The organism is Streptomyces sp. NPDC044106, assembly GCF_056433985.1.
In genome coordinates this window covers 247495-262544 of record NZ_JBWKFZ010000011.1, presented here as the reverse complement: position 1 = coordinate 262544, position 15050 = coordinate 247495, and the positions used below count along the sequence as shown (strand labels likewise).

General features: G+C 71.3%; 12 protein-coding genes. 7 read left to right on the top strand and 5 right to left on the bottom strand.

Features of this window, described 5'->3' with window-relative positions:
- Positions 1-38 precede the first annotated feature (38 nt).
- Positions 39-1151 (top strand): DivIVA domain-containing protein, encoded by a 1113-nt coding sequence (locus tag AC07DI_RS21940; protein WP_384263047.1) that lies wholly within the window; start codon positions 39-41, stop codon positions 1149-1151.
- A 141-nt stretch (positions 1152-1292) separates the two neighbouring features.
- On the opposite strand, the gene ileS is transcribed toward AC07DI_RS21940, so the two are convergent.
- Entirely contained in the window at positions 1293-4439 is a 3147-nt protein-coding gene (ileS, locus tag AC07DI_RS21935) for an isoleucine--tRNA ligase (protein ID WP_478905732.1), read from the bottom strand.
- Positions 4440-5031: 592 nt separating this feature from the next.
- Between ileS and AC07DI_RS21930 the strand changes: the two genes are divergently transcribed.
- The 5 genes from AC07DI_RS21930 (at position 5032) to AC07DI_RS21910 (ending at position 10003) form a co-directional block, all read left to right on the top strand.
- Positions 5032-6069 (top strand): TraR/DksA family transcriptional regulator, encoded by a 1038-nt coding sequence (locus AC07DI_RS21930; protein WP_478905731.1) that lies wholly within the window; start codon positions 5032-5034, stop codon positions 6067-6069.
- Positions 6070-6148: 79 nt separating this feature from the next.
- The gene (gene lspA, locus AC07DI_RS21925; RefSeq protein ID WP_478905730.1) at positions 6149-6784 is read left to right on the top strand and encodes a signal peptidase II; all 636 of its coding nucleotides are present in this window, start codon (positions 6149-6151) and stop codon (positions 6782-6784) included.
- Positions 6785-6848: 64 nt separating this feature from the next.
- A complete protein-coding gene (locus tag AC07DI_RS21920; protein WP_478905729.1) occupies positions 6849-7790 on the top strand; it encodes an RluA family pseudouridine synthase in 942 nt (313 codons plus the stop codon).
- Positions 7787-8257 (top strand): GNAT family N-acetyltransferase, encoded by a 471-nt coding sequence (locus tag AC07DI_RS21915; protein ID WP_478905728.1) that lies wholly within the window; start codon positions 7787-7789, stop codon positions 8255-8257. Before AC07DI_RS21920 ends, AC07DI_RS21915 begins: the two co-directional genes overlap by 4 nt.
- A gap of 159 nt (positions 8258-8416) precedes the next feature.
- Positions 8417-10003, top strand: a complete 1587-nt coding sequence (locus AC07DI_RS21910; RefSeq protein WP_478905727.1) for a Na+/H+ antiporter — start codon at positions 8417-8419, stop codon at positions 10001-10003.
- A gap of 18 nt (positions 10004-10021) precedes the next feature.
- Here the strand turns inward: AC07DI_RS21910 and AC07DI_RS21905 are convergent, their stop codons facing one another.
- Positions 10022-11131: a mechanosensitive ion channel family protein gene (locus AC07DI_RS21905; protein WP_478905726.1), complete on the bottom strand. Its 1110-nt coding sequence runs from the start codon at positions 11129-11131 to the stop codon at positions 10022-10024.
- A gap of 43 nt (positions 11132-11174) precedes the next feature.
- Between AC07DI_RS21905 and AC07DI_RS21900 the strand changes: the two genes are divergently transcribed.
- Positions 11175-11744, top strand: coding sequence for a dienelactone hydrolase family protein (locus tag AC07DI_RS21900; protein ID WP_478905725.1), 570 nt, complete (start codon positions 11175-11177; stop codon positions 11742-11744).
- Positions 11745-11757: 13 nt separating this feature from the next.
- Here the strand turns inward: AC07DI_RS21900 and AC07DI_RS21895 are convergent, their stop codons facing one another.
- The 3 genes from AC07DI_RS21895 to AC07DI_RS21885 form a co-directional block, all read right to left on the bottom strand.
- The gene (locus AC07DI_RS21895) at positions 11758-13425 is read right to left on the bottom strand and encodes an alkaline phosphatase D family protein (RefSeq protein WP_478905724.1); all 1668 of its coding nucleotides are present in this window, start codon (positions 13423-13425) and stop codon (positions 11758-11760) included.
- A gap of 83 nt (positions 13426-13508) precedes the next feature.
- Positions 13509-14309: a DsbA family protein gene (locus tag AC07DI_RS21890; RefSeq protein WP_478905723.1), complete on the bottom strand. Its 801-nt coding sequence runs from the start codon at positions 14307-14309 to the stop codon at positions 13509-13511.
- Positions 14310-14351: 42 nt separating this feature from the next.
- Positions 14352-15038, bottom strand: a complete 687-nt coding sequence (locus AC07DI_RS21885; RefSeq protein ID WP_384255931.1) for a hypothetical protein — start codon at positions 15036-15038, stop codon at positions 14352-14354.
- Between the last annotated feature and the right edge of the window lie 12 nt (positions 15039-15050).

Below are 15050 nucleotides of genomic sequence, written 5' to 3'. Positions count from 1 at the left end.
GTCTTGCCGAATGCCGACGACTACGTTGAGGTGAAGAGATGCCGTTGACCCCCGAGGACGTGCGGAACAAACAGTTCACGACCGTCCGCCTCCGAGAAGGCTATGACGAGGACGAGGTCGATGCCTTCCTCGATGAGGTCGAAGCCGAACTGACCCGCCTGCTCCGCGAGAACGAGGACCTGCGCGCCAAGCTCGCCGCGGCCACCCGTGCCGCCGCGCAGAACCAGCAGCAGGGCGGGATGCGCAAGGGCCCCGACGGGCCCCAGGACCAGCGCGGTCCCGGCGCACCCGTGCCCGCCGCAATATCGGGTCCGCAGCCGGTCCCGCCGCAGCAGCAGCAGATGGGTGGCCCCATGGGCGGCCCGCCGCAGCTGCCCGGTGGCGCACCGCAGCTGCCCGCAGGCCCCAGCGGCCACGGCCAGGGCCACCCGCAGGGTGGTCCGCAGGGTCCCGGCCCGATGGGTCAGGGTCCGATGGGCCAGGGTCAGATGGGCGGCCCCATGGGCGGTCCCATGGGCGGCCCGCAGATGCCGCAGCCCGGTCAGGGCCCCGGTGGCGACAGCGCCGCCCGGGTGCTCTCGCTCGCGCAGCAGACCGCCGACCAGGCGATCGCGGAGGCCCGTTCCGAGGCCAACAAGATCGTCGGCGAGGCCCGCTCGCGCGCCGAGGGCCTCGAGCGTGACGCCCGCGCCAAGGCCGACGCCCTGGAGCGGGACGCGCAGGAGAAGCACCGTGTCGCGATGGGCTCCCTGGAGTCCGCTCGCGCCACGCTCGAGCGCAAGGTCGAGGACCTGCGCGGCTTCGAGCGCGAGTACCGCACGCGTCTGAAGTCGTACCTGGAGTCGCAGCTGCGCCAGCTGGAGACCCAGGCCGACGACTCGCTGGCCCCGCCGCGCACTCCGGCCACCGCCTCGCTGCCGCCGTCCCCGGCGCCTTCGATGGCTCCGGCCGGCGCGGGTGCCCCGTCCTACGGCGGCAACCAGTCGATGGGCGGCAACCAGCCGGGCAACGGCCCGTCGTACGGCGGCCAGCAGCAGATGTCCCCGGCGATGACCCAGCCGATGGCGCCGGTGCGGCCGCAGGGCCAGCAGCCGATGCAGCAGGCTCCGTCCCCGATGCGTGGCTTCCTCATCGACGAGGACGACAACTGACGGGCGTGAGCACGCCATAGGCGTCGGCGGCGTTCAGGGCCGGGCCCCCAGATATTTCTGGGGGCCCGGCCCTTTTGTGTACCGGCAGGCGATTACGCGAAAGGCCCGGCCCCATCGGGGCCGGGCCTTCGGTGCGAGCGCCTACGCCTTGCGGAGGCGGAACGTCAGCTTCAGGGAGTCGTCCGTGAACGGCTCCCCGAATGTGTCGTCCGCCTCACCCGAGGTGAACTCCGTGGCGAGGACCTCGTCGGCGATGAGCCCGGAGTGGTCGGACAGCGCCGTCACGACCTCCGCGTCCGGGGAGGTCCAGCGCAGGGCGATCCGGTCCGCGACGTCCAGGCCGCTGTTCTTGCGGGCCTCCTGGATGAGGCGGATCGCGTCGCGGGCCAGGCCCGCGCGGCGCAGCTCCTCGGTGATCTCCAGGTCGAGGGCGACGGTGGCGCCGGACTCGGACGCCACCGACCAGCCCTCGCGCGGGGTCTCCGTGATGATGACCTCGTCGGGCGCGAGCGTCACGCTCTCGCCGTCGACCTCGACCGAGGCCGTGCCCTCGCGCAGGGCCAGGGAGAGCGCGGCGGCGTCGGCCTCGGCGACGGCCTTGGCGACCGCCTGGACGCCCTTGCCGAAGCGCTTGCCGAGAGCCCGGAAATTGGCCTTGGCGGTGGTGTCGACCAGTGAACCGCCGACTTCGGAGAGCGACGCCAGCGAGGAGACGTTGAGTTCCTCGGTGATCTGGGCGCGCAGCTCGGGGCCCAGCGCCTCGAAGCCGGCCGCCGCGACGAGCGCGCGGGACAGCGGCTGACGGGTCTTGACGCCCGACTCCGCGCGCGTGGCACGGCCGAGCTCGACCAGGCGGCGCACCAGGACCATCTGCTTCGACAGCTCGGGGTCGATCGCCGACAGGTCCGCCTCGGGCCACGAGGTCAGGTGCACCGACTCCGGGGCGTCCGGGGTGACCGGCACGATCAGGTCCTGCCAGACACGCTCGGTGATGAACGGTGTCAGCGGGGCCATCAGGCGCGTGACCGTCTCGACGACCTCGTGCAGGGTGCGCAGGGCCGCCTTGTCGCCCTGCCAGAAGCGGCGGCGGGAGCGGCGCACGTACCAGTTGGAGAGGTTGTCGACGAAGACGGACAGGAGCTTGCCCGCGCGCTGGGTGTCGTAGCCCTCCAGGGCCTGGGTGACCTGGTCGGTGAGCGCGTGCAGCTCGCTGAGGAGCCAGCGGTCCAGGAGCGGGCGGTCGGCGGGCGCCGGGTCGGCGTCGCTGGGGGCCCACTTCGACGTACGGGCGTAGAGCGCCTGGAAGGCCACCGTGTTCCAGTACGTGAGGAGCGTCTTGCGGACGACCTCCTGGATGGTGCCGTGGCCCACGCGGCGGGCCGCCCAGGGGGAGCCGCCGGCCGCCATGAACCAGCGGACCGCGTCGGCGCCGTGCTGGTCCATGAGCGGGATGGGCTGGAGGATGTTGCCCAGGTGCTTGGACATCTTGCGGCCGTCCTCGGCGAGGATGTGGCCGAGACAGACCACGTTCTCGTAGGACGACTTGTCGAAGACCAGGGTGCCGACGGCCATCAGCGTGTAGAACCAGCCGCGGGTCTGGTCGATGGCCTCCGAGATGAACTGCGCCGGGTACCGGCTCTCGAAGAGCTCCTTGTTCTTGTACGGGTAGCCCCACTGCGCGAACGGCATCGAGCCCGAGTCGTACCAGGCGTCGATGACCTCCGGCACGCGCGTGGCCGTCGATCCGCAGCCCTCCTGCGGGCAGCTGAAGGTGATCTCGTCGATGAACGGGCGGTGCGGGTCGAGCTCCGACTGGTCCTCGCCGGTCAGTTCGGTGAGTTCGGCGCGCGAGCCGACGCAGGTCAGGTGGGACTCCTCGCAGCGCCAGATGGGCAGCGGGGTGCCCCAGTAGCGGTTGCGGGAGAGCGCCCAGTCGACGTTGTTGGTCAGCCAGTCGCCGAAGCGGCCGTGCTTGACCGAGTCGGGGAACCAGTTGGTCTTCTCGTTCTCCTCGAGGAGACGGTCCTTGATGGCCGTGGTGCGGATGTACCAGGACGGCTGCGCGTAGTAGAGCAGGGCCGTGTGGCAGCGCCAGCAGTGCGGGTAGCTGTGCTCGTACGCGATGTGCCGGAAGAGCAGGCCGCGGTCGTCGAGGTCCTTGGTGAGCGTTTCGTCGGCCTTCTTGAAGAAGACACCGCCCACGAGGGGGACGTCCTCCTCGAAGGTGCCGTCGGGGCGGACCGGGTTGACGACCGGCAGGCCGTACGCGCGGCAGACCTTGAGGTCGTCCTCACCGAAGGCGGGGGACTGGTGGACCAGACCGGTGCCGTCCTCGGTGGTGACGTAGCCGGCGTTGACGACGTAGTGCGCGGGCTCCGGGAACTCCACGAGTTCGAACGGACGTTGGTAGTTCCAGCGCTCCATTTCGGCGCCGGTGAAGGTCTCGCCGGTGGTCTCCCATCCTTCGCCGAGGGCCTTCTCGACGAGCGGCTGGGCGACGACCAGCTTCTCCTCGCCGTCCGTCGCGACGACGTAGGTCACGTCGGGGTGCGCGGCGACGGCGGTGTTGGAGACCAGGGTCCAGGGGGTCGTCGTCCAGACCAGGAGGGCGGCCTCGCCCGCGAGAGGACCGGAGGTGAGGGGGAAACGGACGTAGACGGAGGGGTCGACGACCGTCTCGTAGCCCTGCGCCAGCTCGTGGTCCGAGAGGCCCGTGCCGCAGCGTGGGCACCAGGGGGCGACGCGGTGGTCCTGGACGAGCAGGTCCTTGTTGAAGATCTCCTTCAGGGACCACCAGACCGAGTCCACGTACTCCGGGTTCATCGTCCGGTACGCGTCGTCGAGGTCGACCCAGTACCCCATGCGGGTCGTCAGCTCGGCGAAGGCGTCGGTGTGCCGGGTCACGGACTCGCGGCACTTGGCGTTGAACTCGGCGATGCCGTACGCCTCGATGTCCTTCTTGCCGTTGAAGCCCAGCTCCTTCTCGACGGCGAGCTCCACGGGGAGGCCGTGGCAGTCCCAGCCGGCCTTGCGGGCCACGTGGTAGCCCCGCATGGTGCGAAAGCGCGGGAAGACGTCCTTGAAGACGCGGGCCTCGATGTGGTGGGCGCCCGGCATGCCGTTGGCGGTGGGCGGGCCCTCGTAGAACACCCACTCGGGGCGGCCCTCGGACTGTTCGAGGCTCTTGGCGAAGATCTTCTGCTCGCGCCAGAAGTCGAGCACGGCGTGCTCGAGGGCGGGCAGGTCGACCTGGGCGGGCACCTGACGGTACTGCGGCGGCGTATTCAACGAGTCCTCCGGCGGATGTGCTGCCTTCCGTCGGAGGGACGAGAGCGTGTGCGCCTGTTGCGGCGCGCTCCCGCGGTACCACCCTCCTTGGCCCTCCGGTACGGGGTCCGTGCCGGTGAGCCCCCTCATTGGGGTCGCGATACCGGGTCTACTCGCCTCGCCTTGAGGGCCTCGGCTTTCTTCCGGCGGCTCCGGGGTGATCTTCACGTCGTGCCGGCCCCCGGGCTCACACCGTCCCCGGGTCGCTCATGGCTGCGTACGCCGCTACTCGTCCCCATCCACGCTTCTCGCTGCCGCCCAGTGTACGGCGCCCGGGAAGGCGGGGCCGACCGGTTTTCCGGGAGCCCGGCGGCGGCCGGGGACGGGGGAGCGGAGTGACCCGAATGGCGACATGCGGGCCGGACGGTTCCGGGCGTGCGGTGAGCGGCGGATTACCCGGCAGGGAGTTGGGCACAACGCATGCAGACTCGCCGTGCGGGGCCCGCGGGGCGGGCGGATCTGGCGGCGTGCCCCGTTGCCGCGGGCCCGGAGTCGATTTATCGTCCCAGCACGATTCGCGTGCAAGATCACAATATGTGAAGGGGCCGCGGCCATGGTGGCGAAGAAGACCGCCGAACAGCATTCGGCGTCCGGCAGATCCACCGGCGCCGCCGCGGTGACGTCCAAGGACGTGAGCGGCAAGAAGCGTGCGGGGGCCGCGGGGGCGCCCCGGAAGACCGCGACCGGGAAGGCCGCTGCCACCGCCGCCGCCTCTGCGGACGAGGCGGTCTCCGAGAGCGCCGCCAAGAAGGCCGCGGCGAAGAAGAGCCCGGCCAAGAAGACCGCCGCCAAGAAGGCCGTCCCGGCGAAGAAGGCGGCCGAGAAGAAGAGCGCCACGCACGAGGGCAGGAGCGCGGCAGAGGCGCCCGCGGCCAGGAAGCGCCCGGCCACGGAGGGTGCCGCCGAGGCGGGCGCGACCACCGAGCGCACGGCGAAGAAGACCACGGCCAAGAAGAGCGCGGCCAAGAAGAGCGCGGCCGAGGCGGGACCGGAGACGGACCGCACCGCCGCGAAGAGCACGAGCAAGAGCACGGGCAAGAGCAAGAAGACGGTCGCGTCCGCGGCCGAGGATGCGGCTGAGGCCGCGGAGACGACGGGAGCCACGACGGTGGTTGCGAAGAAGACTCCGGGCACGGCGACAGCAGCGAAGACGCCCACGGCGGTGCCCAAGGCGCGGGCGGGCGCGGCGGAGCCGGGTGAGCTCGCGGTCCGGCCCGGCGAGGACCCCTGGACTCCGCAGGAGGTCGACGAGGCCCGCACGGAGCTGCAGAGCGAGGCGCTGCGGCTGGGCAGCGAGATCGCGTCATCCGAGGAGGCCCTCGCCGGCCTCATGCGGGACTCCGGGGACGGCGCGGGCGACGACGACGCGGACACCGGCACGAAGAACATCACGCGGGAGCACGAGATGTCGCTCGCGGCCAACGCGCGGGAGATGCTGGAGCAGACCGAGCGCGCCCTGGAGCGCCTGGACGCGGGGACGTACGGCCTCTGCGAGAACTGCGGCAATCCGATCGGCAAGGCGCGGATGCAGGCCTTCCCGCGCGCGACGCTGTGCGTGGAGTGCAAGCAGAAGGAGGAACGGCGCTACTGAGAGCACGGCCTGGGCACCGGGGGCCGTACGGGTGTGCCGTACGCTCTCCCCAGTCAGGTACCTAGGTTGAGGGACTCACGTGGCAGAGGCGGAGCGCATCATCGGTACGCCGGACATCCCCGAGGCGGCTGGGACGGAGCCGGAGCCGGAGCAGTCCGGCCAGGACTCCGACGGAACGGCGGCGGGCACGCCCGGCGACGCCGCGGGTCAGGACGGGCAGCAGGGCAGGGGCAGGCGCAGGATCGCCGTGCTGTTCGTGGTGGCCGTCTTCGCGTACGCCCTGGACCTGATCAGCAAGATGCTCGTGGTGGCGAAGCTGGAGCACCACGAGCCGATCGAGCTCGTCGGGGACTGGCTGCGCCTCTCCGCCATCCGGAACGCGGGCGCCGCGTTCGGCTTCGGCGAGGCCTTCACCGTGATCTTCACCTGCATCGCGGCCGCCGTCATCGTGGTCATCGCCCGGCTCGCCCGCAAGCTGTACAGCCTGCCGTGGGCGATCGCGCTCGGCCTGCTGCTCGGCGGGGCGCTGGGCAACCTCACCGACCGCCTGTTCCGCGCGCCCGGCGTCTTCGAGGGCGCGGTGGTCGACTTCATCGCCCCGAAGGGCTTCGCGGTCTTCAACCTCGCGGACTCGGCGATCGTCTGCGGCGGCATCCTGATCGTGCTGCTCTCCTTCCGCGGCCTGGATCCGGACGGCACCGTCCACAAGGACTGATGCCGGGGCCGGTGCGACGGGCCTGTGGTGCGGGAGTGTCGGTGGCCTCCTGCATACTCAATGGGTGAGCACGATTCCCGAGATCCGAACCCTGCCCGTGCCGGACGGCCTGGAGGGCGAGCGCGTCGACGCCGCCATCTCGCGCATGTTCGGGTTCTCCCGTACGAAGGCCGCCGAGCTCGCCGCGGCGGGGAAGGTCTCGGTCGACGGCTCGGTGGTCGGCAAGTCCGAGCGGGTGCACGGCGGCGCCTGGCTGGAAGTGGAGATGCCGCAGGCGCCCGCTCCGGTGCAGGTCGTCGCCGAGCCCGTGGAGGGCATGGAGATCGTGCACGACGACGACGACATCGTCGTGATCGTCAAGCCGGTCGGCGTGGCCGCGCACCCGAGCCCCGGCTGGACCGGCACGACGGTGATCGGCGGTCTCGCGGCGGCCGGGTACCGGATCTCCACCTCCGGTGCCGCCGAGCGGCAGGGCATCGTGCACCGCCTGGACGTGGGCACGTCCGGCCTGATGGTGGTCGCCAAGTCCGAGCGCGCGTACACCTCGCTCAAGCGCCAGTTCAAGGAGCGCACGGTCGACAAGCGCTACAACGCGCTGGTGCAGGGCCACCCCGACCCGATGAGCGGCACCATCGACGCCCCGATCGGCCGCCACCCGAACCACGACTACAAGTGGGCGGTCACGGCCGAGGGCAAGCCCTCCGTCACGCACTACGACCTGATCGAGGCGTTCCGCGCGGCCTCGCTGCTCGACATCAAGCTGGAGACGGGGCGCACCCACCAGATCCGCGTGCACATGTCGGCGCACCGCCACCCCTGCGTGGGCGACCTGACGTACGGCGCGGACCCGACGCTCGCCAGGCGCCTCGGCCTCACCCGCCAGTGGCTGCACGCCGTGCGGCTCGGCTTCGAGCACCCGGGCGACGGGCAGTGGGCGGAGTTCGAGAGCGAGTATCCGGACGACCTCCAGCAGGCGCTCGACCGGGTGCGGGCGGAGAGTTCGTGAGCGGAGTGACGGTCCGGGTCGCAGAAGACACCGACGACCGGGAGGCCTGCTTCGCGGTCCGCGAGGACGTCTTCGTCACCGAGCAGCGGGTGCCCGCCGAGCTGGAGTACGACGCGTACGACGCCGGGGCGGTGCATGTCCTGGCCGTGCGCGAGGACGGCGTCCCGCTGGGCACGGGACGGCTCCTCACCGGCGAGGCGGCGGCCGTCAAGAACGGCGGGCAGGCCGGGGTGGGCGCGCTCGGCCGGCTCGCCGTCACGAAGTCCGCGCGCGGCCTCGGCGTCGGGGCCCTGCTGGTCGGCGCCATCGAGGACGCGGCACGAGCGCGTGGCCTGACCGCGGTGGACCTGCACGCGCAGACACACGCCCTGGGCTTCTACGAACGCCTGGGATACGAGGTGTACGGGCCGGAGTTCCCCGACGCGGGAATCCCGCACCGGGCGATGCGCAAGTCGCTGGACCGGTAGCGTCACCGAGCCCGCCGGAGCACTGGGAAAGGCATCGCGAGAGGCGTCGTGCCACGGCGCCGCGAGCACGACTCCGAGGGGCCATTGATCCGATTATTGGCCGACGCGTGGCAGGGTTGAGGTCTTGATCGTTCAAGTCTCGACGCCGGAGGGCACACCGTGGATCAACTGGCACTGGTGCTCATCTTGCTGCTCGGAGCCGTGCTCACCGTGCCACTGGGGGACCGGCTGGGGCTGCCCGCGCCGGTCCTGATGACGCTGGCGGGGATCGGCATGGCGCTGCTCCCGTTCGTGCCCAACGTCGAGATCCCGCCCGACTTCATCCTTCCGCTGGTCCTGCCGCCGCTGCTGTACGCCTCCGTGCAGCGCACCTCGTGGCGGCAGTTCACGGCCAACATCCGCCCCATCTTCCTGCTCGCCGTCGCGCTGGTGTTCGTGACGACGGCGGCGGTCGCCGCGATGGCCAACGCCATAGTGCCGGGGCTGCCGCTCGCGGCGGCCGTGGCGCTTGGGGCGCTCGTCGCGCCGCCCGACCCCGTCGCCGCGACCGCGGTCGCCGGGTCCCTCGGACTGCCGCGCAGGCTCGTGTCGATCCTGGAGGGCGAGGGGCTCTTCAACGACGTCACGGCGATCGTGCTCTACCACGTGGCGATCGCGGCGGCGATGAGCGGAACCTTCTCCCTGCCGTCCGCCGCCGGGCTGCTCGTCCTCTCGGGCGTGGTCGCCGTCGTCGTCGGCCTGGTGCTGGGCTGGCTCACCAACAAGCTGATGGGGCTGCTCGGCGACGCCACCCTGCAGACCGGCCTGACGCTCCTCGTCCCGTTCGTCAGCTATGTCCTCGCCGAGGAACTGCTCGGCTCCGGCGTGCTCGCCGTCCTGACCACCGCGCTCTACCTCGCGGAGAACGCCGTCGACGCCGACGACGTGCTCGGGCGGATCACCGGCCAGACCTTCTGGCAGATCGTCGACACCCTGGTCACCGGCATCGCGTTCGGGCTCATCGGCCTCGAACTGCACAACGTCTTCGGCATCGCCAAGGGCCACCAGTGGCAGATGTACGGGTGGGGCGCGGCGATCGTCGCGGTCGTGGTCGGCGTACGACTGCTCTGGCTGCTGCCCGCGACCTGGCTGGCCAAGCGGTTGCACAAGCGGCGGGACGTCGACGAGGAGATCCCGACCACCTGGCGCGAGACCGTCGTGATGTGGTGGGCGGGGATGCGGGGCGTGGCCTCCGTGGCGCTGGCGCTCGCCATTCCGCTCAAGACGGACGACGGCACTCCGTTCCCCGCCCGCGACGAGATCATCTTCATCGCGTTCTGCGTGATCATGGCGACCCTCGTCGTCCAGGGGCTCACCCTGCCCTGGCTGGTGCGCAAGCTCAACGTACGCGCCGACGCCGACGCGGAGCGCGAGCTGGAGCGCACGCTCGCGCTGCGCGCCGCCAAGGCCGCCAAGCGGCGCCTCAAGGAGATCGAGGACGTCGAGGAGCTGCCCGACGACCTGTCCGAGCGGCTGCACCGCGGCGCCCTCGACATCGGCGCCAGGATCAGCCCCGACCTGCTCGACGACGAGCGGCGCGCCCGGTACGCCAAGCGCGTCGACCGGCTGAAGGCCGTCCAGCGCATCCAGCGCGACATGATGTCGGCCGCGCGCCACGAGGTGCTCGCGGCGCGCAGCGAACCCGGCGCCGACCCCGAGGTCGTCGACCGGGTCCTGCGCCACCTCGACGTACGCAGCCTGCGGTGACCGGCGCGCGGACCGGTGTCAGCCCCGGCCCGTGCGCGGCGCCTGGGGCGGGAACGGCTCGCGCCTGCGGTGGCCGTTGGCCGCCGGCGGTTCGATGGGCTCGACGGCCGAGACGGTGGTGACCCGCGGCAGCGCGTAGGAGTGGTGCTCGGTGAGCCAGCGGACCAGCTGCTCGCGCACCGTGACCCGCACCGTCCATATGTCGTCCGCGTCCTTGGCGGTGACCAGGGCGCGGACCTGGATGGTGCTCGTCGTGGTGTCCGTGACCGCGAGGCCCCAGTCCCTGCCGTCCCACGCCGCGCAGTCGCGCAGGACGTCGTGGAGCTTCTCGCGCATCAGGTTGATCGGCGCCGAGTGGTCCAGCTGGAAGAAGACGGTGCCGGTCATCTCGGAGCTGCCCCGCGACCAGTTCTCGAAGGGCTTCGACGTGAAGTACGAGACCGGCATGGTGATCCGGCGCTCGTCCCAGGTGCGGACGGTCAGGAAGGTCAGGGTGATCTCGTCGACCGTGCCCCACTCGCCGTCCACCACCACCGTGTCCCCGAGCCGCACCATGTCGCCGAAGGCGATCTGCAGCCCCGCGAAGAGGTTGCCGAGGGTGGACTGCGCGGCGACACCGGCGACGATGCCGAGGATGCCCGCGGAGGCGAGCAGCGAGGCGCCCGCCGCCTGCATGGCGGGGAAGGTGAGCAGCATCGCGGCGACGGCCACGACGCCGACGATCGCGGTGACCACGCGCTGGATGAGGGTCACCTGCGTACGCACCCGGCGCACCCTGGCCGGGTCGCGGTGCATGGCGGCGTAGCGCGCGTACGACGACTCGACGACGGCCGCCGCGATCCGCACGATCAGCCAGGCCGTGGAGCCGATGAGGACGAGGGTGAGGGCCCGGCCGATCAGCATCGAGTGGTCCTTGGTGAGCTTGGCCTCACCGTAGGACCCTCTCAGCAGCGCGGTGCACAGGACGACTTGCAGGGGGACGCGGCCACGGCGCAGCAGGCCCCACAGCGGGGTGTCGTGGTGCCGCTCGTCGGCCCGGCGCAACAGCACGTCGACCATCCAGCCGACGACCAGCGTGAGCACGACCGAGCCGCCGATCACGATCAACGGACGCAGTACGTTCTCCATGCCTCCGAGAGTAGGGGTACCGGCCAAATGGCACGATGGCCCCATGAACATCATGCTTTTCCACTCGACGTACGGGCAGCGGCCCGCGGTGCACGCGGCGGCCGACCGGCTGCGCGCCGCGGGGCACGAGGTCTGGACCCCCGACCTCTTCGAGGGCCGCGTGTTCGACGACATCGAGGAAGGAAGGGCCTTCCAGGAGGAGCTCGGCAAGGACGAGCTCCTGAAGCGGGCGATCCTCGCCGCCGCGCCCTACTCGGAGCGCGGCCTCGTCTACGCCGGTTTCGCGCTCGGCGCCGCCACCGCCCAGACCCTCGCCCTCGGCGACGCGAAGGCGCGCGGGCTGCTGCTCCTGCACGGCACCTCCGACATCGCGGAGAACGCGTCCGTGGACGACCTGCCGGTGCAGCTGCACGTCGCCGAGCCCGACCCGTTCGAGTCCGACGACTGGCTGAGCGCCTGGTACCTGCGGATGGGCCGGGCGGGGGCCGATGTGGAGGTCTACCGCTACGCGGGCGCCGGGCACCTCTACACCGACCCGGACCTCGACGACTACGACGCCGAGGCCGCGGAGACGACGTGGCGCACGGCGCTCGGCTTCCTGGAGACGCTCTGACCGTCGCCGCGTATCAGCGCACCGGCGCGTCCACCCGCTCGACCTTCTGCGTGCCGCTGAGGGTGCGGTACGAGCGGAGCCAGGCCGAGGTCGCCCCGGGGTCGGTCCGGTCGGAGACGGCGTAGTAGTCCATCTGCGAGCGCTCGGCGGTGACGTCGAGCACTCCGTAGCCGTGCGCGTCCATGTCCAGCCACTTCACATGGCGGTTGGCGGCCCTGATGGCGCCCGCGGCCACCAGGGAGACCGTGTGCGGGGCGACGTGGAGCATGTCGTCGATGTTGTCGGAGCTCACCGAGGTGACCACGAACTCCGTGGCGGCGGAGGCCGAGAGCGGGTAGGTGGCCGCCTTGACCGGTACGTCGTTCGCCCAGGCCATGTGGATGTCACCGGTCAGGAAGACGGTGTTCCGGATCTTCCGGTCGCGCAGGTGGGCGATGAGTTCCTTGCGGTCGTCCGGGTAGCCGTCCCACTGGTCGGTGTTGACGGCGAGGCCCTCCTTGGGCAGGCCGAGCAGCTCGGCGAGGGGTTCGAGGAGGTGGGCCGGCAGCGAGCCGAAGGCGACAGGGGAGATCATCACCGAGGTGCCGACCAGTTTCCAGGCCGCGTCCGATGAGGCCAGGCCCGCCTTCAGCCAGTCGAGCTGGGCCCGCCCCGTGATCGAGCGGTCCGGGTCGTCGACCGCGCCGCTGCCGAATCCGGCCTGCTCGGAGCGGAAGGACCGCAGGTCGAGCAGGTGCAGGTCGGCGAGGCTGCCGTAGCGGACGCGGCGGTAGACGGTGCCCTCGGTGGAGGGGCGCACCGGCATCCACTCGAAGTACGCCTGCTTCGCCGCGGCCATGCGCCCGGCCCAGCCGCCCTCCGTCTCCGGGGAGTGGTTCACCGCCCCGCCCGACCAGGCGTTGTCGGCGAACTCGTGGTCGTCCCAGATCGCGATGACCGGATGCGCGGCGTGCATCGCCTGCGCGTCGGGGTCGGTCTTGTGGGCGCCGTGCCGGGTGCGGTAGTCGGCGAGCGTGGTGATCTCGTGCCGCGGCTCGTGCGGACGTACGACGTACTCGGCGGACGGGTACTCGCCGCTCCTGTACTCGTAGATGTAGTCGCCGAGGTGCAGGACGGCGTCGAGTTCGGAGCGGGCCGCGAGATGGCGGTACGCGGAGAAGTACCCCGCCTCCCAGTTGGCGCAGGACACCACTCCGAAGCGGACGCCGGGCGCCGCGGCGTCGTGGGCGGGGGCGGTACGGGTGCGGCCCACGGGTGAGTGGACCGGGGATCCGCCGCCCGCGGAGAAGCGGTAGTAATAGGTGGTCGCCTGGCGCAGGCCCCTTACATCGGCCTTGACCGTGTGGTCGCCGGCGGCCCGTGCGGTGGTGCTGCCGCGTCCGACGATCCGGGTGAACCCCTTGTCCTCGGCCATCTCCCAGCTCACCTCGGTGTCGGGACCCTTGCCGGATCCCGGCACGGCCTCGGCGGTGGGCGTCACGCGGGTCCAGAGCAGGACACCGTCGGGCAGCGGATCTCCCGAGGCGACGCCGTGGTGGAAGGCGGGGCCGTCGGCGGCGTGCGCGGGTATGGAGGTGAGCGGTGCGGCGAGCGCGGCGCCTGCGGCTGCGGCCTTGACGACCGTACGGCGGCTCGGGGCAGGGGAGTTGAGCGACGAATGAAGATCGTTTTGACTGGTCACGGATGATGACGATACGGACCGGTCATCGCGCGAGGGGGACGAACTCCTGAAGTTCGCCCCCCTCTTGAGTACTGTTCAGTCCGCTACTTCGTGACGCCCGCCTTCTTCAGGGCGGCCTTCCACGCGTCGGGGTTCTTCGGCGTCTCGACCACCTTCCCGTTGATCTTGATGGTCGGGGTGGACTCCACGCCCTTGGCCGACTGGAAGGAGTCGCTCATCGTGAGGGCCCAGCGGTCGAAGGTCCCCTTCTCGACGGCGCTCTTGAACTTGTCGTTGTTCTTGAGGGCGTCCACGGTGTTCGCCACCTTGATCAGGTACGTGTCGTCGGCGAAGTCGTCGGCGCTCTCCTGGGGGTGGTACTTCGCCGAGTACAGGGCGCTCTTGTACTCCAGGAACGCGTCGGGGCTGACGTTCAGGGCGGCGCCGAGCGCGCTGAGGGCGTTCTTCGACCCGACGCCCGAGAGGTTGTTGTCGAGGAACGTCCCGATGGTGAAGTTCAGCTTGTAGTCGCCGTCCTTCATGCCCTTGTCGATCGCGGAGCCGATGGACTGCTCCATGGCCGCGCAACCGGGGCAGCGCGGGTCCTCGTACAGGTGGACCGTGTTCTTCGTGCCGGACTTGCCGATCGTGACCGTCGTGCCGTCCTCGCCCGAGGTGTTCGCGGGCTTGACCAGCTTCTTGTCCTTGGCCTCTTCCCAGTAACCCGGCTTGTTGGACTGCATGACGGCGTAACCGACACCGCCGGCTATCGCGAGGACACCGACGATGGAGACACCGACGATGACGGCGCGCTTGCGCTTCTCCCGCTTGCGCTCGGCCTCCTGCTGGGCGCGGATGCGCTCGCGGGCGGCGGACTTGGCGGCCTGGCTGTTGCGCTTGCTCATGATCGTTCTCTCCGTGTACGTGACTGCGTGGGGTGGCTGTGCTCAGGCGTGGACGGCCGGGCAGGGCGGTCCACGCCTCCCCACGAAGTGCACGAGCAGCCGCGTGCGCGCCGCCGGCAGGACCCGGCGACCGGGGCGCGGCAGGCGGCGTACGGGCGGCCGGGACGTGGTGACCGCGGCGACCGCGATCAGCAGGGGCCGGAACGTGGCGGCGGCGACCGCGCGCAGCAGCTGGGCGAGGGCCCGCTCGCCGCGCCGCAGCCAGGCCGCCGCGACGAGGCCCACGCCGATGTGCGCCCCGAGCAGCAGCCAGGCGGCGCCGGGGTCCACGTCGGCGAGGAGCGCGGCGGCGTCGTGCCCCTCCGCGGTCATGCGGGACAGCGGGGTCCCGACGGGCGTCCCGCCGCACAGCACGTCGAGGCCGACGGAGCGCAGCGGGCCCGCGACGGGACCGCCGGCCTCCCCGTAGCAGACGTGCTGTCCCGCGGTGAACACCGTGTCGGCGGCCAGCTCAAGGGGGATCAGCAGGGCGGCGATCCGGCCGTAGCCGCGCTCGCGACCCGCCGTCGCGTACGCGACGGCGAAGACGGCGGCGGCGATCCCCGCGACGGTGGCCGGCGGCAGGGGGGCACGGGACAGCAGCACGTGCGACGCGGCGGAGAGCGTCACGACGAGTGCCGTGAAGAGCGCCGCGCGCACGGCTCTGAGCTGGATCCCGGACATGTCCATCGTCCAGGAGTG

Excerpts from the sequence above, each read along its gene's own strand:
- AC07DI_RS21890 (WP_478905723.1), bottom strand. The coding sequence starts at position 14,309 with ATGAGCAAGCGCAACAGCCAGGCCGCCAAGTCCGCCGCCCGCGAGCGC.
- AC07DI_RS21930 (WP_478905731.1), top strand. The coding sequence starts at position 5,032 with ATGGTGGCGAAGAAGACCGCCGAACAGCATTCGGCGTCCGGCAGATCC.
- AC07DI_RS21885 (WP_384255931.1), bottom strand. The coding sequence starts at position 15,038 with ATGGACATGTCCGGGATCCAGCTCAGAGCCGTGCGCGCGGCGCTCTTC.
- AC07DI_RS21940 (WP_384263047.1), top strand. The coding sequence starts at position 39 with ATGCCGTTGACCCCCGAGGACGTGCGGAACAAACAGTTCACGACCGTC.
- AC07DI_RS21900 (WP_478905725.1), top strand. The coding sequence starts at position 11,175 with ATGAACATCATGCTTTTCCACTCGACGTACGGGCAGCGGCCCGCGGTG.
- AC07DI_RS21905 (WP_478905726.1), bottom strand. The coding sequence starts at position 11,131 with ATGGAGAACGTACTGCGTCCGTTGATCGTGATCGGCGGCTCGGTCGTG.